Origin of the sequence: Streptomyces sp. NPDC058576 (assembly GCF_042718715.1) — a bacterium.
Taxonomy (GTDB): domain Bacteria; phylum Actinomycetota; class Actinomycetes; order Streptomycetales; family Streptomycetaceae; genus Streptomyces.
In genome coordinates this window covers 33,962-51,070 of the sequence record NZ_JBHXPF010000030.1, presented here as the reverse complement: position 1 = coordinate 51,070, position 17,109 = coordinate 33,962, and the positions used below count along the sequence as shown (strand labels likewise).

Sequence of the window (17,109 nt, the reverse complement as noted above, 5' to 3'; positions counted from 1 at the left end):
GCGTGCGGATACGGCCGACTCAGATGTCGAGGAAGCGGACGTCCTTGGCGTTGCGCTGGATGAACGAGCGCCGCGCCTCGACGTCCTCACCCATGAGCACCGAGAACAGGTCGTCGGCCTGCGCCGCGTCGTCCAGCGTCACCTGGCCGAGGACCCGGTGGTCGACGTCCATGGTCGTGACGCGCAGCTCTTCGGCGTTCATCTCGCCGAGGCCCTTGAAGCGCTGGATCGAGTCTTCCTTGATCCGCTTGCCGTTCTGCTTGCCGAGCGCCACCAAGGCGTCGCGCTCCCGGTCCGAGTACGCGTACTCGAAGTCGTCCCGGCCCCACTTGATCTTGTAGAGCGGCGGGCGCGAGAGGTAGACGTGCCCGGCCTCCACCAGCGGCCGCATGAAGCGGAAGAGGAAGGTCAGCAGCAGGGTGTTGATGTGCTGCCCGTCGACGTCGGCGTCCGCCATCAGAATGATCTTGTGATAGCGGAGCTTCTCGATGTCGAAGTCCTCGTGGACCCCGGTGCCGAACGCCGAGATCAGCGCCTGGACCTCGGTGTTCTGGAGGATCTTGTCGATCCGGGCCTTCTCGACGTTCAGGATCTTGCCGCGGATCGGCAGGATCGCCTGGTACATCGGGTTACGGCCGGACTTCGCCGAACCGCCGGCGGAGTCACCCTCGACGATGAAGATCTCGCACTTGGTGGGGTCGTTCGACTGGCAGTCGCTGAGCTTGCCCGGCAGCGAGGCGCTCTCCAGGAGCCCCTTGCGCCGCGTCAGGTCGCGCGCCTTGCGGGCCGCCACGCGGGCGGTCGAGGCGGCGATGCCCTTGCGGATGATGTCGGCGGCCTCGTTGGGGTTCCGGTCGAACCAGTCCGTCAGCTGCTCGTGGACGACCTTCTGCACGAAGGTCTTGGCCTCCGTGTTGCCCAGCTTGGTCTTCGTCTGGCCCTCGAACTGCGGCTCGCCCAGCTTCACCGAGATGATCGCGGTGAGACCCTCGCGGACGTCCTCGCCGGTGAGGTTGTCGTCCTTCTCGCGGAGCAGCTTCTTGTCGCGCGCGTACCGGTTGACCAGCGAGGTCAGCGCCGCGCGGAAGCCCTCCTCGTGCGTACCGCCCTCGTGCGTGTGGATCGCGTTGGCGAAGGAGTACACGCCTTCGGTGTACTGCGTGTTCCACTGCATGGCGATCTCGGCCGAGAGGAGACGGTCCTTGTCCTCGGCCTCGATGTCGATCACCGACTGGTGAATGACGTCGCCCTTGCGGGAGTTGAGGTACTTCACGAAATCGACGATGCCGTTTTCGTAGTGGTACGTGACCGAGCGGGCGGTCTCCTCCTCGGCGGGCTCGACCGCGTCCGCGCTGTCCGCGCCCGCCGTCGCCTTCGCCGACTCACGCTCGTCGGTGAGCTTGAGGGTGAGGCCCTTGTTGAGGAACGCCATCTCCTGGAAGCGGCGCGAGAGGGTCTCGAAGCTGTACTCGGTGGTCTCGAAGATGTCCCCGTCGGCCCAGAACGTGACCGTCGTGCCGGTCTCCTCGGTGGCCTCGTGCTTGGCCAGCGGGGCGGTCGGGACGCCGAGCTTGTAGTCCTGGGTCCAGCGGTGGCCGTCCGTCTTGACCTCGACGGCGACCCGGGTGGACAGGGCGTTGACGACGGAGACGCCGACGCCGTGCAGACCGCCGGAGACGGCGTAGCCGCCGCCGCCGAACTTGCCGCCCGCGTGCAGCACGGTCAGCACGACCTCGACGGCCGGCTTCCCTTCGGACGGCACGATGCCGACCGGGATGCCACGGCCGTTGTCGATCACACGCACCCCGCCGTCGGGCAGGACCGTGACGTCGATGGTGTCCGCGTGGCCCGCCATCGCCTCGTCGACCGAGTTGTCGACGACTTCCTGCACGAGGTGGTGCAGGCCGCGCTCACCGGTCGAGCCGATGTACATGCCAGGCCGCTTGCGGACCGCGTCCAGCCCTTCCAGCACGGTGATCGCGCTGGCGTCGTACGAGGCGGAGGCCTCGCCCGGCTCACCGGCCGTGGACGGAATGTTCTCGTTGGGGTTGCCGGAATCGGCCACGAAGCGCCCTTTCTGGCACAGCACAGGCCGTTCTCCGGACAGGCGGGAGCGGCTGCGTCGTTCGGCTTGTATCGACGACTCCCGCCTCAGCGGCGGGATTACTCACCAGTCTACCGGTAGCGCTGACATGAATGGGGGTTTGCCGGTACCTGAGTCCGCATGTGCCGCCCTGAATGAGCGGCTGACGACTCCCCATATTCAGGAAGGGGCTCCAAGAGGCCCTGAAGGGCTTTGAGCGCTTCGGCCTGTCAACCTCCCGCTACGGTGAGGGACGCTCCCGCCGTACCGTCCGGTTTCCTCCCGCGCGAACCCTGACGAACTCACCCAGAATCTCGCCCAGTACACGACAATTTTGCGCCGAAAGTGCAGCTCAGCGTTGCCGAGCGATGATCGGTGGGGAAGAGGCGGGGGAGCGGAGAACCGACCGCGGGCCCCCTGCGGCCCGACCGCCTCCGGCCGGCGGCCCGAAGGCTCAGCCGTAGGTGTCCCCCGGACCCTTGCTGCCGGGCGCCCGCAACGGCCCGAACCGGCGCTCCGGACCGCCCGGACCGACCACCTTGATCATGCGTACGGTGCCCTGCCCCAGATCCGCGTTCAACCGGGCCACCAGCTGCGGGGCCAGCAGCCGCAACTGCGTGGCCCACGCCGTCGAGTCACAGCTCACCGTCAGCACCCGGGCGGCCGGATCGTCGTCGTACCGCAGCGGTACGCAGTGCTTCGCCAGGTCGTCGCCGACGATCTGCGGCCATCGCCCCATCACCCCGCCGACCGCCGCGGGCGTCTCCCAGCCCCGCTCGGTGATCAGCCGGTTGATCGCGGAGCCGAGCCGCTGCGGGTCCCGGCCGTCGGACCGGGCGCCCGAGCGCAGGCCGCCGCCGCGACGTGCCTGCTTCTTCTGCTGCGCCGCCGCACCCCGCGCCCTGGCCTGCTCCTTCGCGGCCCGCAGCGCGACCCGGGCGAGATCGACCCCGGTCGCCTCGGGCGGCTTCGGGCTCCCGGCCACGGGTACCCCGTCGTTCGCGCGCGGCTCGTCCGCCCGCTCGCCCCGGCCGGTCATACGCGCTCCACCTCGCCCGCACTCACCGCGTACCGCGTCCCCGCCAGCACGCCCGGCACGTCCTCGGCCACCGCGGCCGTCACCAGCACCTGCTCGCCCGGGGCCACCAGCTCAGCCAGCCGCTCCCGGCGGCGTGCGTCCAGCTCGGCGAAGACGTCGTCCAGCACCAGCACCGGCTCGTTGCCCTCGGAACGCAGCAGCTCGTAGCTGGCCAGCCGCAGCGCCAGCGCGTAACTCCAGGACTCGCCGTGACTCGCGTACCCCTTCGCCGGCATGCCCCGCAGGCCCAGCAGCAGATCGTCGCGGTGCGGACCGACCAGCGTCACGCCGCGCTCGATCTCCTGCTTGCGGGCCCCCACGAGCGCCGCGATCACCTGCTCGTACAGCTCGTCGCGGGTGCGCTCGGGCCCCACGTCCTCGCCCACCGAACTGCGGTACTCCAGCGCCACCGGACCGCCGCCCGGCGCGACGTCCCCGTACGCCTTGTCGGCCAGCGGCTGGAGCGTGGCGATCAGATCGAGGCGCTGCGCGAGCAGCTCGGCGCCCACCCGGCCCAGGTGCTGGTCCCAGACGTCGAGCGTGGACAGGTCCATCGAGCGGCCGCCGTGCCGCCGGGCCATCGCCGCCGACTTCAGGAGGGTGTTGCGCTGCTTGAGGACGCGTTCGTAGTCGGAGCGGACCCCGGCCATCCGGGGCGAGCGCGCGGTGATCAGCTCGTCCAGGAACCGCCGCCGCTCGCCGGGGTCGCCCTTGACGAGGGCCAGATCCTCCGGCGCGAACAGCACCGTCCGGACGATGCCGAGCACGTCACGCGGTCTGACCTGCGAGGACCGGTTGATACGGGCCCGGTTCGCGCGGCCGGGATTCAGCTCCAGCTCGACCAGCTGCGAGCGCTCGCCCTGGGTGACCGCAGCGCGGATCACCGCCCGCTCCGCGCCCATCCGCACCAGCGGGGCATCCGAGGAGACCCGGTGGCTGCCGAGGGTGGCGAGATAGCCGACGGCCTCGACGAGATTCGTCTTGCCCTGCCCGTTGGGCCCCACGAACGCGGTGACGCCCGGGTCGAGAGGGACCTCGACCCGGGCGTACGAGCGGAAGTCGGCCAGCGAGAGATGCGTGACGTGCATGGTGGCCGGCCTCTCCCGTGGTGCTTCTGTCTCGCAGGCTGGTGCGCCTGCTTCGCGCTGTGCGGCGCCTGGCAGCGCCCTGTCCCGCCGACGACCGGTCGTCGGCGGTCCGGTCAGTTCTCGGACTTGGACTCGACCGCGTGCCCGCCGAACTGGTTGCGCAGCGCGGCGATCATCTTCATCTGCGGCGAGTCGTCCTGGCGCGAGGCGAACCGGGCGAACAGCGACGCGGTGATCGCGGGCAGCGGCACCGCGTTGTCGATCGCGGCCTCCACCGTCCAGCGGCCCTCGCCCGAGTCGGCGGCGAAGCCCCGGAGCTTGTCCAGGTGCTCGTCGTCGTCGAGCGCGTTGACCGCGAGGTCGAGCAGCCAGGAACGGATGACCGTGCCCTCCTGCCAGGAGCGGAAGACCTCGCGCACATCGGTGACGGAGTCGACCTTCTCCAGCAGCTCCCAGCCCTCGGCGTAGGCCTGCATCATGGCGTACTCGATGCCGTTGTGGACCATCTTCGCGAAGTGGCCGGCGCCGACCTTGCCCGCGTGCACGGAGCCGAAGTCGCCCTCGGGCTTCAGCGCGTCGAAGATCGGCTGGACCTTCGCCACGTTCTGCTCGGTGCCGCCGTACATCAGGGCGTAGCCGTTCTCCAGGCCCCAGACGCCGCCGGAGACGCCGCAGTCGACGAAGCCGATCTCCTTGATGCCCAGCTCGACGGCGTGCTTCTCGTCGTCGGTCCAGCGCGAGTTCCCGCCGTCGACGACGACGTCGCCGGGCGAGAGCAGCTCCGCCAGCTCGTCGATCGTGGACTGGGTCGCGGCCCCGGCCGGGACCATGACCCAGATGACCCGCGGGCCCTTCAGCTTGCCCACAAGCTCTTCGAGACTGTGGACATCGGCGACATCCGGGTTGCGGTCGTAACCGATGACGGTGTGGCCTGCGCGGCGGATGCGCTCGCGCATGTTGCCGCCCATCTTGCCGAGGCCGACGAGACCGAGCTCCATCAGAGATTCCTTAAGCGTCGTGGCGATAAGCGTCGGGGGCATGTGTGCACCCAGGACCGAGCCTACGCCCGGCCGGGGACAGCACGGCGGGCCCGCTCCGCGCCGAGCGGGCCCGCCGGAAACTGCCGCGGATACGTCCCCCGATCGGGCGGGGGACGCGGGGATCAGCCGGAGAGGCGCACCGGCATGATCAGGTACTTGTACGCGTCGTCCGCCTCGGCGTCGACGGCCGGGCGGCCGCTGAGCAGGGCGGGCTTGGTGGACGTGGTGAACGAGAGCTGGGCGACCGGGGAGTCGATCGCGCTCAGACCGTCCAGCAGGAACGTCGGGTTGAAGGCGATCGAGATGTCGTCGCCCTCCAGCACCGCGTCGACCCTCTCCACAGCCTGTGCGTCGTCGCTGGAACCGGCCTCCAGGATGAGGACGCCCTGCTCGAAGCTGAGCCGTACGGGGGTGTTGCGCTCGGCGACCAGGGCCACGCGCTTGACGGCCTCGACGAAGGGGGCCGTCTCGATCACCGCGACGGAGTTGAACTCGGTCGGGAACAGCGTGCGGTACTTCGGCAGGTCGCCTTCGAGCAGCCGCGTGGTCGTGCGGCGCCCGGCGCCCTCGAAACCGATCAGGCCCTCGCCCGCGCCGGAGCCCGAGAGCGCCAGGGTGACCGTGTCGCCGCTGGTGAGTGCCTTGGCGGTGTCCAGGAGCGTCTTGGCGGGCACCAGGGCGACCGCGGAGGCGTCGGCGTTCTCCGGCTTCCACAGGAACTCGCGGACCGCGAAGCGGTAGCGGTCGGTGGAGGCGAGGGTGACCGTGTCGCCCTCGATCTCGATCCGCACACCGGTGAGCACGGGCAGCGTGTCGTCGCGGCCGGCGGCGATGGCGACCTGGGCGGCGGCCGAGGCGAAGACCTCACCGGGGACGGTGCCCGTGGCGGTCGGCATCTGCGGCAGCGCCGGGTATTCCTCCACAGGCAGTGTGTGGAGGGTGAAGCGGGAGGAGCCGCAGACGACCGTCGCGCGCACACCGTCGGTGGAGATCTCCACCGGGCGGTTGGGCAGGGCGCGGCAGATGTCGGCGAGCAGCCGGCCGGAGACGAGCACCGTGCCGTCCTCGTCGATCTCCGCGTCGACGGAGACCCTGGCGGAGACCTCGTAGTCGAAGCTGGAGAAGCTGAGAGCCCCGTCCTCGGCCTTCAGCAGAAGGCCCGCGAGAACGGGCGCCGGCGGACGGGCCGGGAGGCTGCGGGCCACCCAGGCCACCGCCTCCGCGAGTACATCGCGCTCCACCCGGATCTTCACCGGAACCGCCTCCTGCTGTTGCTCGCTCGCCCTGCTGGCCTTCGTCGTCTGGACCGGAGCTCCCTGCCGAGGGCTGGGGAGGCTCCGGGGTCCAGTCTGACCTACGGCACCGACAGCCGTTGCTGCTCGGGGTCAAGTCGGGCCAAGAGCTTCGCGGCGGTCGACGGTCGAGTTGTACACAGGCCCCACTTCGAAGCGGATTCCTGGCTAACTCTGGGTGGTAGTAGTAGTAGGCCTTGTGGATACCGTGGATAACGTCGTTTGCGCAGGTCAGCAACTGTTTTTTGTCCACCGGTCCTGTGGGTGGCGCCCGTGGACAACCGGGGCTTTCTGTGGACGGACGAAAGTTCTGCACACCCGATGCACAGGAGGGGGCCACTTCTCCCCAGGCCTGTCCCCAGCTTTACCCACGTTCCCCACAGCCCAACCGAGCACCTTGGTGTGACGCCTTTCACTCCAGGCGGTGAGAGCGTGTGTTGCGTTGCCGAACAGTGGACAGGGGTGTGGAGAAGCGGGGCGAAGCTGGGGACAAGAGGGCTCTGCCTGTGGGCCGCCGGTGGACAACATCGACGACCTCCTGTGGACGAAGATTCTGTCCACAGGCTGTGGATCATTGTTGACCACAAATCCCCAACCACGTGACCTGGCCTGATGGAGTATCGACAGCGCACCCTGTGGACGCAATATGGACAACTTCCCAGTCCCCAGGCTGTGGACGGAAGATTTCTCGCACATCTGTGGAGAAGGGCCTCTGAGCAGCCCTTATTCGAACAGCGCGAGCTCGGCGGGGCGCTCGTCGCGAACCTCGGACAGCCCCACGTAGGCTCCGGGCGACCCTCTGAGGGCCCCGGGAACGCGAAAGAGCGCCTGCCGCGGACCGTGGAGGTCTGTGGCAGGCGCCCCTGAGGAACGCTCCAGGAGAAGCCCGGGAAGCCGCGTCAGCCGTTCTTGATGCGGTTGGTCAGCTCGGTGACCTGGTTGTAGATGGAGCGGCGCTCCGCCATCAGCGCCCGGATCTTACGGTCCGCGTGCATCACCGTCGTATGGTCGCGGCCGCCGAACTGCGCACCGATCTTCGGGAGCGAGAGGTCGGTCAGCTCGCGGCACAGATACATGGCGATCTGGCGCGCCGTCACCAGGACCCGGCTGCGCGAGGATCCGCAGAGGTCGTCCACGGTGAGACCGAAGTAGTCCGCGGTGGCCGCCATGATGGCCGGCGCGGTGATCTCCGGGGCCGACTCCTCGCCGCCCGGGATCAGGTCCTTCAGGACGATCTCCGTCAGCCCGAGGTCCACCGGCTGCCGGTTCAGTGAGGCGAAGGCCGTCACCCGGATCAGCGCGCCCTCCAGCTCACGGATGTTGCGCGAGATCCGCGAGGCGATGAACTCCAGGACCTCCGGCGGGGCGTTGAGCTGCTCCTGCACCGCCTTCTTCCGGAGGATCGCGATCCGGGTCTCCAGCTCGGGCGGCTGGACGTCGGTCGTCAGGCCCCACTCGAAGCGGTTGCGCAGCCGGTCCTCCAGCGTCACCAGCTGCTTGGGCGGCCGGTCCGAGGAGAGCACGATCTGCTTGTTCGCGTTGTGCAGCGTATTGAAGGTGTGGAAGAACTCCTCCTGCGTCGACTCCTTGCTCGCCAGGAACTGGATGTCGTCGACCAGCAGGATGTCCACGTCGCGGTAGCGCTTGCGGAAGGTGTCGCCCTTGCCGTCGCGGATGGAGTTGATGAACTCGTTGGTGAACTCCTCCGAGCTCACGTACCGCACCCGGGTCCCCGGGTAGAGGCTCCGCGCGTAGTGCCCGATGGCGTGCAGCAGGTGGGTCTTGCCGAGCCCCGACTCCCCGTAGATGAAGAGGGGGTTGTACGCCTTCGCGGGCGCCTCGGCGACGGCGACGGCCGCGGCGTGCGCGAACCGGTTGGACGCCCCGATGACGAAGGTGTCGAAGAGGTACTTCGGGTTCAGCCGGGCATGCGGTTCGCCGGGCCCCGGCGCGGGGGCCGGCTGGGCGCCCATCGGACCGGGGACCGAGCCGCCGGCCCGCCCGGGGCCGTGGCCCGGACCAATCTGGCGGTGCTGCGGCTGCTGCTGGTCCTGACGGTGGTCCTGCCGGTCGGGGCGCTGCTGCTCGTACCCCTGGTGCTCGGGCGGCTGCGACCGGTAGTCGTGGCTCGGCTGCTGGGGGCGCCCGGTGCCGTACGGCTCGCGCCACTGCTCGGCGGGCTGCTCCCGGTACTGCTCGTTCTCCCGGTACGGCTCGCCGGAGGGCTGCTCGCGGTCCTGGTATCCGCCGTGCCGCGGCTGCTGCCAGGAGAGGTCCTCCTGGGTACGCGGCCAGGCGCCGGGCTCCGGGCGCTGCTGCTGGTAGTCGGGGTAGGCCGGCCGGGCCGTCGGCATGCCGTCGTCGGAGGGCCGGTGACCGTATCCGTCGTACGTGTCGCCCCGAGGCGCGTCGTCGCGCTGCTGGGACGGGTAGCGGTGGCCCTGCTGGCTCTGGTGCGACTGGTGCATGGGGGGCGCCGGCGGGGAGGGCGGTTCGCCGGCGGAGTCGTCGACGGTGATCGCGATCCGGATGGGCCGGCCGCACTCCCGGGTCAGCGTCTCGCTGATGAGCGGCGCGAGCCGGCCCTCCAGGACGCGCTTGCCCCATTCATTGGGGACGGCCAGCAGTGCGGTGTCGGCGACGAGTGCCAGTGGCTGGCAGCGCTCGATCCACTGCTTGTCCTTCGGCTCGATGCCCTGCTGGCCCTCCCCGAGGAGTTGTTCCAGCACTCGCGGCCACACTGCGGCAAGATCGGCAGGTACGTCAGCCACAAGGCACGCTCTCTCGCATGTCCCACGAATGTGTGGTTCTCGGGACGGGATGGGTCGGGTCGGGTGAGGCCCGGCAGTCGGGAAGGAAAAGAACCGGAGTTCGGCCACGGTAGTCAGGCCGACCCGCGCGGTTCAAGTTGTTGTCCACAGGCTGTGCACAATGGGGGGTCGCGCGGAGCCGGTTTGACCGGATGGCGTAGCCGCGCGTACCGTGACCAGGTCGAGTTGTCGATGGCTGCTGCCGCCTGCCTCCGATGGGCAAAGATCACGATCTGTGATTGTGAAGCGGTGCACTAAGGCGTTTACGCGAGTTCCTCGTGGGCGCACGGTGACAGCCAGGCGATGTCCCGCCAAGACACGAATCATTTCTGGAGCCCCCGAGTGAGCAAGCGCACCTTCCAGCCGAACAACCGCCGTCGCGCCAAGACCCACGGCTTCCGTCTGCGCATGCGTACCCGTGCCGGCCGTGCGATCCTCGCGAACCGCCGCGGCAAGGGCCGCAGCAGCCTGTCCGCCTGATCGCTTACAGGTCCATGACGTGCTGCCTACCGAGAATCGGCTGAGGCGGCGCGAGGACTTCGCGACCGCGGTACGACGAGGACGTCGAGCCGGACGTCCGCTGCTCGTCGTCCATCTACGCAGCGGTGAAACGGACCCGCACGTGACGGGGGAGACTCTTCCCGCGCCGCGTGCGGGTTTCGTTGTCAGCAAGGCCGTGGGTAGCGCGGTCGTCCGTACCGCGGTGAAGCGGAAGCTTCGCCACCTGGTCCGCGATCGGCTGCCTCAGCTGCCCCCCGGTAGCCTTGTTGTCGTACGGGCGCTGCCCGGTGCGGGCGACGCCGACCATGCACAGCTGGCCCGAGACCTGGACGCCGCTCTTCAGCGGCTGCTGGGAGGGGGCGCGCGATGAAGTACCCGCTGCTGGCTCTCATCAAGCTGTACCAGTGGACGATCAGTCCACTCCTCGGGCCTGTATGCCGTTACTACCCGTCGTGTTCCCACTATGGATATACGTCGATCGACAGGCACGGTGCCATCAAGGGAACAGCGCTGACCGCCTGGCGCATCCTGCGGTGCAATCCGTGGTCACCCGGTGGTGTGGATCATGTTCCGCCACGCAAGCGTCCGCGGTGGCACGAGCTGCTGCGCAATGCCCTGCGCGGCGAAAAGGGCGGGGAGTCCGCCGCTGATGTGCCGTCCGGGGGGTCGGTCTCCGAACCTCCGAGCCCGGCCGCAGAGACCTCGCCCAATGCTCAAGGAGCCTGATTAGTGGACACGATTGCCAGTCTGTTCAGCTTTATCACCACGCCCGTCTCATGGGTCATCGTTCAGTTCCACAAGGTCTACGGGGCGCTGTTCGGCGACGACTCCGGCTGGGCCTGGGGCCTGTCGATCGTGTCCCTGGTGGTGCTGATCCGGATCTGCCTGATCCCGCTCTTCGTGAAGCAGATCAAGTCGACCCGCAACATGCAGGTGCTCCAGCCGAAGATGAAGGCGATCCAGGAGCGCTACAAGAACGACAAGCAGCGTCAGTCCGAAGAGATGATGAAGCTGTACAAGGAGACGGGCACCAACCCGCTCTCGTCGTGCCTTCCCATCCTGGCGCAGTCCCCGTTCTTCTTCGCCCTGTATCACGTGTTGTCTTCCATCGCCTCGGGCAAGAAGATCGGTGCGATCAACCAGGACCTGCTCGACAGCGCACGTCAGGCGCACATCTTCGGCGCCCCGCTGGCCGCGAAGTTCACGGACAGCGTTGAGAAGGTCACCTCGCTCGACGCCTCCCTGACGGACGTCCGGATCGTCACCGCGATCATGATCGTGCTGATGTCGGCCTCGCAGTTCTTCACCCAGCGCCAGCTGATGACGAAGAACGTCGACCTGACGGTGAAGACCCCGTACATGCAGCAGCAGAAGATGCTGATGTACATCTTCCCGGTCATCTTCGCCGTGATGGGCATCAACTTCCCCGTCGGTGTCCTCGTCTACTGGCTGACCACGAACGTCTGGACCATGGGTCAGCAGATGTACGTGATCAACCAGAACCCGACGCCGGGCAGCAAGGCGCAGGACGCCTACCTCCAGCGGGTGCTCAAGAGTGTGACCGGCCACGGGCAGGTCCGCGGCCGTACCCGGCGCAACACCGTCAAGGCCATCGTCGCCAAGGGCTCCGACCGCAACGACATCGAGCGCAAGTTCATCACCGGTCTCAGCAAGCTGGGCCTCGCGGCCCAGGAGGACGGCACGGTGCACAAGAGCGAGACCGCCGCCGCCGATGCCGAGGGCAGCCAGGCGCACAAGCGCCAGCAGCCGAAGCGCCAGACCAAGGCGAAGCGCCAGACGGCCGGTGCCACGGCCGGCGGGGCCAAGGACGCGGAGCCTGCGGCAGCCGGCTCCAAGACCTCGCTCGAGAAGCAGGACGCACCGCAGGACGACAAGCCGAAGTCGGCGGGCAAGCCCGCCTCCGGCTCCTCACGCCAAGCCAAGTCCGGACAGCGCAAGGGCCCGCAGCGGCCCAAGCACCCGTCCAAGAAGTAGAAGGAGTCCATCCGTGACGGAAGGCACCACCTCCACGGCCGCCGCTGAGGCCGGCAGCGACACCCTGACCCGCCTGGAGCAGGAGGGTGAGATCGCGGCCGACTACCTCGAGGGACTGCTCGACATCGCCGACCTCGACGGCGACATCGACATGGACGTCGAGGCGGACCGGGCCGCGGTGTCGATCATCAGCGAATCGGCGCGCGACCTGTCGAAGCTCGTGGGCCGCGACGGTGAGGTCCTGGAGGCGCTCCAGGAGCTGACGCGGCTGGCCGTCCACCGGGAGACCGGCGACCGCAGCCGTCTGATGCTGGACATCGGCGGCTTCCGGGCCAAGAAGCGCGAGGTCCTCGCGGAGCTGGGTGCCAAGGCCGCGAACGAGGTCAAGAGCTCGGGCCAGCCGGTGAAGCTGGACCCGATGACGCCGTTCGAGCGCAAGGTCGTGCACGACGCGATCGCCGCGGCCGGACTCCGGAGCGAGTCGGAGGGCGAGGAGCCGCAGCGCTTCGTCGTCGTTCTCCCGGCCTGACCCGATCCTTGTACTGTCGGCCCCGTCTGTTCGCAGGCGGGGCCGATCTTTGTCAGCCTGATAGTCAGCCACCCACAGTGCGCTAGTGCGGTATGGAAGGACGGTCCCCGTGACGGAGGCAGCAGAGCTCCCCCAGGCACCTGCGGAGGCGCAGGCGGTGTTCGGAGAGCTCTTCCCGGAGGCTGTCCGGTACGCGGAGCTTCTTGCGGATGCCGGGGTCAAGCGAGGCCTGATCGGGCCGCGTGAGGTCCCTCGGCTGTGGGAGCGGCACCTGCTGAACTGCGCGGTGCTCTCCGAGGTCGTGCCCGAAGGCGTCACCGTGTGCGATGTGGGCTCGGGCGCTGGTCTGCCCGGGATCCCACTGGCGTTGGTGCGCCCCGATCTCAAGATCACCCTGCTGGAGCCGCTGCTCCGGCGGACGAACTTCCTCCAGGAGGTCGTCGACCTGCTCGGCCTGGACCATGTGACGGTCGTGCGTGGCCGGGCCGAGGAGGTCCTCGGGACGCTCCAGCCCGTTCAGGTGGTGACCGCTCGTGCGGTGGCGCCGCTGGACCGGCTGGCGGGCTGGGGCGTCCCCCTGCTGAAGCCTTACGGGGAGATGCTCGCGCTCAAGGGCGACACCGCCGAGGAGGAGATCAACGGCGCCAGGGCCGCGCTCAGCAAGCTCGGTGTGCTGGAGACCGAGGTGCTCCAGGTCGGCGAAGGCGTGGTCGATCCGCTCTCCACCGTGGTCCGTGTCGTGGTGGGCGAGAGCCCGGGCGGTGTGAGGTTCGCCGCAAAGAGGGCCAAGGCGGCTCGGACGGGCCGCACGCGCAGGCGTCGCTGAGGGGCTTCGCGGGACGGCTCCGCATAACGGTTTGCGGCCCAGAGCGGTCGGCCGGTATGCGGAGTCTGTTGGTTCTTGGGTTGCTTAGCAGCAGTAATCCCGGAATGTAGCGATACATACCCCGTGCGGAGTGTCGTGGCCTGGTAGTTGCTCGGCGGGGGCATCGTGTTTCACGTGAAACGTCGCTCTCTGCTGCAGGGAATCATCGGCCGCGGTCGTGCGGCTGCCACGTCGCGCGACCGCAAGCCCGGACGGGTTGCCGAGTTGTCCACACGCACGGATTCATCCACAGAACAGCGGGCCTCGCTGGTTCACGACCCCGAAAGCATGGCAGGCTCTGTTCATTGCGAGCCTGAAGTCGAGGAGAGTGAATCCTTGCGGTCCGACGCCAACATCGCGGGACCGATGACCGACCCGGTCCCCGGTCCCCGAACCGAGTCCGTGGGTGAGGGTGTTTCACGTGAAACACCGCCGCCGATGGACGACACACCCATCGGCCGTGCCGCTCAGCTGGCGGTCGAGGCCCTCGGCCGCGCCGGCGAAGGGCTGCCCCGCCCTGACCGCACCCGCGTCATGGTGGTGGCCAACCAGAAGGGCGGGGTCGGTAAGACGACCACGACGGTCAACCTTGCCGCTTCCCTGGCCCTGCACGGTGCGCGCGTTCTGGTGGTCGACCTCGACCCGCAGGGCAACGCCTCCACGGCTCTGGGCATCGATCACCACGCCGATGTCCCCTCGATCTACGACGTCCTGGTGGACAGCCGCCCCCTCTCGGAGGTGGTCCAGCCCGTACCGGACGTGGAGGGTCTCTTCTGTGCCCCGGCGACCATCGATCTCGCCGGTGCGGAGATCGAGCTGGTCTCGCTGGTGGCACGGGAGAGCCGGCTTCAGCGGGCCATCCAGGCGTACGAGCAGCCGCTGGACTACATCCTCATCGACTGCCCCCCCTCGCTGGGCCTGCTGACGGTGAACGCGCTGGTGGCCGGCGCCGAGGTGCTGATCCCCATCCAGTGCGAGTACTACGCGCTGGAAGGCCTGGGACAGCTCCTGCGCAACGTCGACCTGGTGCGGGGCCATCTGAATCCGGATCTGCATGTCTCGACGATCCTGCTGACGATGTACGACGGCCGGACGAGGCTCGCCTCCCAGGTCGCCGAGGAGGTCCGTACCCACTTCGGCAAGGAAGTGCTGCGGACGAGCATCCCGCGGTCGGTGCGCATTTCGGAGGCGCCGAGCTACGGGCAGACCGTGCTGACCTACGACCCGGGATCCAGCGGTTCGCTCTCGTATCTCGAAGCCGCCCGGGAGATCGCCCTGCGGGGCGCCGGGGTGCACTACGAGGCTCAGCACGCCCACACGAGCAGTCAGAACAGCCAGCGACACGTTTCGGAGGGCCTTCAGTGAGTGAGCGTCGTAGAGGACTGGGACGTGGGCTCGGTGCGCTGATCCCCGCCGCTCCCCAGGAGAAGCAGGTGCCGGCGCCCGGAGGCGCGTCATCGTCCGGCACGGGCCCGGTGCTGACGGCGGAGCGTGGGGTGGCCGCGGCGAAGGTGACCGCGCTGCCGGCCGCCCCGGTGGTGCCGGAGCCGGCGTCGGCCCCGGAGGACCGCTCCGAGCAGGATGCCGGGACGTCCGGTGCGTACTTCGCCGAGCTGCCGATCGGGATGATCACCCCGAACCCCCGCCAGCCCCGTGAGGTCTTCGACGAGGACGCGCTGTCCGAGCTGGTCGTCTCCATCAAGGAGGTCGGTCTTCTCCAGCCGGTAGTCGTCCGCAAGGTGGGCCCGGACAGCTACGAGCTCATCATGGGTGAGCGTCGTTGGAGGGCCTGCCGGGAAGCGGGCCTGGAGCGGATTCCCACCATCGTCCGCGCCACGGACGACGAGAAGCTGCTCCTGGACGCGCTGCTGGAGAACCTCCACCGGGCTCAGCTGAACCCGCTGGAAGAGGCAGCCGCGTACGACCAGCTGCTCAAGGACTTCAAGTGCACCCAAGACCAGCTGGCCGATCGGATCGGCCGCTCCCGTCCGCAGGTGACGAACACCCTGAGGCTCCTGCGGCTTTCGCCGTCGGTGCAGCGCCGGGTCGCGGCAGGCGTGCTCTCGGCCGGCCATGCTCGTGCCCTGCTGTCCGTGGACGACTCCGAGGAGCAGGACCTGCTGGCCCACCGCGTCGTGGCTGAGGGGCTTTCGGTGCGCACGGTCGAGGAGATCGTGAGGCTCATGGGTTCGCACCCCACTGGCTCGGTGAAGCCCAAGGGCCCGCGGGCCGGCGGTCGGGTGTCCCCCGCTCTGACCGATCTGGCGACCCGTCTGTCCGACCGCTTCGAGACCCGGGTGAAGGTCGACCTGGGGCAGAAGAAGGGCAAGATCGTCGTCGAGTTCGCGTCGATGGAAGACCTGGACCGGATCCTCGGCAGTCTCGCTCCGGGCGAGGGCCGGGTGCTGGAGCGTCGGCTGGCCGAGACGTCCGAGGAGGACGACGAGGGCTGAGCCGCGGGGTTCACGGAAGGGCGGGCCGTGCGCCGGTGCATACCGGAACACGGCCCGCCCTTTGCCCTCTCGCGGTATCCGCATCACCTCTGGGTGGATACGATGCGTTCTGGGACGGCGCATCCACGGTGAACGACCTCAGAGGAGGGCGGAGGCCTTGCGAAGAGTGAGCCGCAGTCGGCTCGTCACGGTCGGGCTCGGCCTGGGCGCCGTCGGGGGATTCGTCGGCAGTCTGTTCCATGAACGGAGCGCGCTGGCGGCCGCACGTGGTGCGGCGGGCGAAGGAAGTGAGGAATCGCCGTCATGGGGCGTCGGCTCGTACCACTCACCCTGGACAACCTTCCGGATCTCCCCGAGCGTTGCCGCTCGTGCGTCTTCTGGGAGCTTGACCCGGTCAGCGGGGAAGCCGCGGTAGAGGCGGGCAAGGCGGAACTGGAGAAGGAAGCCTGGATCTCCGCGGTCCTCCTGGAGTGGGGCTCCTGCGGCCGGGTGGTCTACGTGGACGACGTGCCGGTCGGCTTCGTGCTCTACGCCCCGCCGGCTTACGTCCCCCGCTCGACGGCCTTCCCGACCAGCCCGGTCTCCCCCGACGCCGTTCAGCTCATCACCGGTCTGATCATTCCCGAGTACCAGGGCCAGGGCCTTGGCCGTGTCATGGTGCAGACCGTCGCCAAGGACGTGCTGCGCCGGGGCTTCAAGGCGATCGAGGCGTTCGGTGACGCGAGGTCCGAGCAAGCCACCTGCGTACTCCCCGCGGATCATCTGCTGGCCGTCGGCTTCAAGACCGTGCGGCCGCATCCGGTATACCCACGGCTGAGGCTGGAGCTGCGGACGACGCTCTCCTGGAAGGAAGACGTGGAGATGGCGCTCGACCGGCTTCTGGGGGCGGTCCAGAAGGAACCGGTGTTGCGACCGTTGTGAGGCCGGCCCGCCGGTTGCGGCTGCCATGCGAAACGGGCCCACCCTTCAGGGGTGGGCCCGTTTCACGTGAAACATCGCGCCGGGGCGCTGCGCGCGGTCAGGCGCTGATGAAGCCTTCGAGGTCGCGGAGGATCGCGGCCTTCGGCTTGGCGCCGACGATGGTCTTGGCGACCTCGCCGCCCTGGTAGACGTTCAGGGTGGGGATGGACATCACGCCGTACTTGGCGGCGGTGGCCGGGTTCTCGTCGATGTTGAGCTTGACGATCTCGATCTGGTCGCCGTGCTCTGCCGCGATCGCCTCCAGCGAGGGGGCGATCTGACGGCACGGGCCGCACCAGGCAGCCCAGAAGTCCACCAGAACAGGCTTGTCGCTCTTGAGGACGACCTCGTCGAAGGTGTCATCCGTAACGTGCTTCAGGTCGCCGGCCACGGCGGCCTCCTTAGTCTCTCGGGG

At 68.7% G+C, this 17,109-nt stretch carries 16 protein-coding genes; 9 read left to right on the top strand and 7 right to left on the bottom strand.

Features of this window, described 5'->3' with window-relative positions; genetic code table 11:
* Positions 1–19: 19 nt before the first annotated feature.
* The 6 genes from gyrB to dnaA all read right to left on the bottom strand — a co-directional run bounded on the left by gyrB (position 20) and on the right by dnaA (position 9,352).
* Positions 20–2,089, bottom strand: a complete 2,070-nt coding sequence (gene gyrB / locus ACFWRV_RS21475) for a DNA topoisomerase (ATP-hydrolyzing) subunit B (RefSeq protein WP_384336861.1) — start codon at positions 2,087–2,089, stop codon at positions 20–22.
* Positions 2,090–2,537: 448 nt separating this feature from the next.
* Positions 2,538–3,122, bottom strand: a complete 585-nt coding sequence (locus ACFWRV_RS21470; RefSeq protein ID WP_384336859.1) for a DUF721 domain-containing protein — start codon at positions 3,120–3,122, stop codon at positions 2,538–2,540.
* A complete protein-coding gene (recF, locus tag ACFWRV_RS21465) occupies positions 3,119–4,249 on the bottom strand; it encodes a DNA replication/repair protein RecF (protein WP_384336857.1) in 1,131 nt (376 codons plus the stop codon). Before recF ends, ACFWRV_RS21470 begins: the two co-directional genes overlap by 4 nt.
* Positions 4,250–4,362: 113 nt before the next feature.
* Positions 4,363–5,247: a phosphogluconate dehydrogenase (NAD(+)-dependent, decarboxylating) gene (gnd, locus tag ACFWRV_RS21460; RefSeq protein WP_384336855.1), complete on the bottom strand. Its 885-nt coding sequence runs from the start codon at positions 5,245–5,247 to the stop codon at positions 4,363–4,365.
* Positions 5,248–5,411: 164 nt separating this feature from the next.
* On the bottom strand, positions 5,412–6,542 hold the full coding sequence (gene dnaN / locus ACFWRV_RS21455) for a DNA polymerase III subunit beta (RefSeq protein ID WP_003967886.1): 1,131 nt from the start codon (positions 6,540–6,542) through the stop codon (positions 5,412–5,414).
* Positions 6,543–7,480: 938 nt separating this feature from the next.
* Positions 7,481–9,352 carry a chromosomal replication initiator protein DnaA gene (gene dnaA / locus ACFWRV_RS21450; RefSeq protein ID WP_384336852.1) on the bottom strand — a complete coding sequence of 624 codons (1,872 nt, stop codon included), beginning with the start codon at positions 9,350–9,352 and terminating at the stop codon, positions 7,481–7,483.
* 381 nt (positions 9,353–9,733) lie between these two features.
* Between dnaA and rpmH the strand changes: the two genes are divergently transcribed.
* From rpmH to ACFWRV_RS21405, 9 genes are all read left to right on the top strand, one after another.
* Positions 9,734–9,871, top strand: coding sequence for a 50S ribosomal protein L34 (gene rpmH / locus ACFWRV_RS21445; protein ID WP_003967884.1), 138 nt, complete (start codon positions 9,734–9,736; stop codon positions 9,869–9,871).
* Positions 9,872–9,890: 19 nt separating this feature from the next.
* Entirely contained in the window at positions 9,891–10,262 is a 372-nt protein-coding gene (rnpA, locus tag ACFWRV_RS21440; RefSeq protein ID WP_384336850.1) for a ribonuclease P protein component, read from the top strand.
* Positions 10,259–10,618: a membrane protein insertion efficiency factor YidD gene (gene yidD, locus ACFWRV_RS21435; protein ID WP_006125986.1), complete on the top strand. Its 360-nt coding sequence runs from the start codon at positions 10,259–10,261 to the stop codon at positions 10,616–10,618. Before rnpA ends, yidD begins: the two co-directional genes overlap by 4 nt.
* 3 nt (positions 10,619–10,621) lie before the next feature.
* Positions 10,622–11,887 carry a membrane protein insertase YidC gene (gene yidC / locus ACFWRV_RS21430; protein ID WP_384336848.1) on the top strand — a complete coding sequence of 422 codons (1,266 nt, stop codon included), beginning with the start codon at positions 10,622–10,624 and terminating at the stop codon, positions 11,885–11,887.
* Between the two features lie 13 nt (positions 11,888–11,900).
* Positions 11,901–12,416 carry a protein jag gene (locus tag ACFWRV_RS21425; RefSeq protein ID WP_384336846.1) on the top strand — a complete coding sequence of 172 codons (516 nt, stop codon included), beginning with the start codon at positions 11,901–11,903 and terminating at the stop codon, positions 12,414–12,416.
* A gap of 109 nt (positions 12,417–12,525) precedes the next feature.
* The gene (gene rsmG / locus ACFWRV_RS21420; RefSeq protein ID WP_384336844.1) at positions 12,526–13,242 is read left to right on the top strand and encodes a 16S rRNA (guanine(527)-N(7))-methyltransferase RsmG; all 717 of its coding nucleotides are present in this window, start codon (positions 12,526–12,528) and stop codon (positions 13,240–13,242) included.
* Positions 13,243–13,569: 327 nt separating this feature from the next.
* A complete protein-coding gene (locus ACFWRV_RS21415; protein ID WP_384336841.1) occupies positions 13,570–14,646 on the top strand; it encodes a ParA family protein in 1,077 nt (358 codons plus the stop codon).
* A complete protein-coding gene (locus tag ACFWRV_RS21410; RefSeq protein WP_384336839.1) occupies positions 14,643–15,734 on the top strand; it encodes a ParB/RepB/Spo0J family partition protein in 1,092 nt (363 codons plus the stop codon). The genes ACFWRV_RS21415 and ACFWRV_RS21410 overlap by 4 nt, the downstream gene beginning before the upstream one ends.
* Positions 15,735–16,037: 303 nt before the next feature.
* A complete protein-coding gene (locus ACFWRV_RS21405) occupies positions 16,038–16,655 on the top strand; it encodes a GNAT family N-acetyltransferase (RefSeq protein ID WP_384336837.1) in 618 nt (205 codons plus the stop codon).
* 97 nt (positions 16,656–16,752) lie between these two features.
* Here ACFWRV_RS21405 and trxA read toward each other — a convergent pair whose 3' ends face one another.
* The gene (gene trxA, locus ACFWRV_RS21400; RefSeq protein WP_018957328.1) at positions 16,753–17,085 is read right to left on the bottom strand and encodes a thioredoxin; all 333 of its coding nucleotides are present in this window, start codon (positions 17,083–17,085) and stop codon (positions 16,753–16,755) included.
* Positions 17,086–17,109 lie beyond the last annotated feature (24 nt).

Coding starts and splice junctions, on each gene's coding strand:
- ACFWRV_RS21470 (WP_384336859.1), bottom strand. CDS start 3,122: ATGACCGGCCGGGGCGAGCGGGCGGACGAGCCGCGCGCGAACGACGGG.
- recF (WP_384336857.1), bottom strand. CDS start 4,249: ATGCACGTCACGCATCTCTCGCTGGCCGACTTCCGCTCGTACGCCCGG.
- gnd (WP_384336855.1), bottom strand. CDS start 5,247: ATGGAGCTCGGTCTCGTCGGCCTCGGCAAGATGGGCGGCAACATGCGC.
- yidD (WP_006125986.1), top strand. CDS start 10,259: ATGAAGTACCCGCTGCTGGCTCTCATCAAGCTGTACCAGTGGACGATC.
- ACFWRV_RS21415 (WP_384336841.1), top strand. CDS start 13,570: ATGGCAGGCTCTGTTCATTGCGAGCCTGAAGTCGAGGAGAGTGAATCC.
- ACFWRV_RS21405 (WP_384336837.1), top strand. CDS start 16,038: ATGGGGCGTCGGCTCGTACCACTCACCCTGGACAACCTTCCGGATCTC.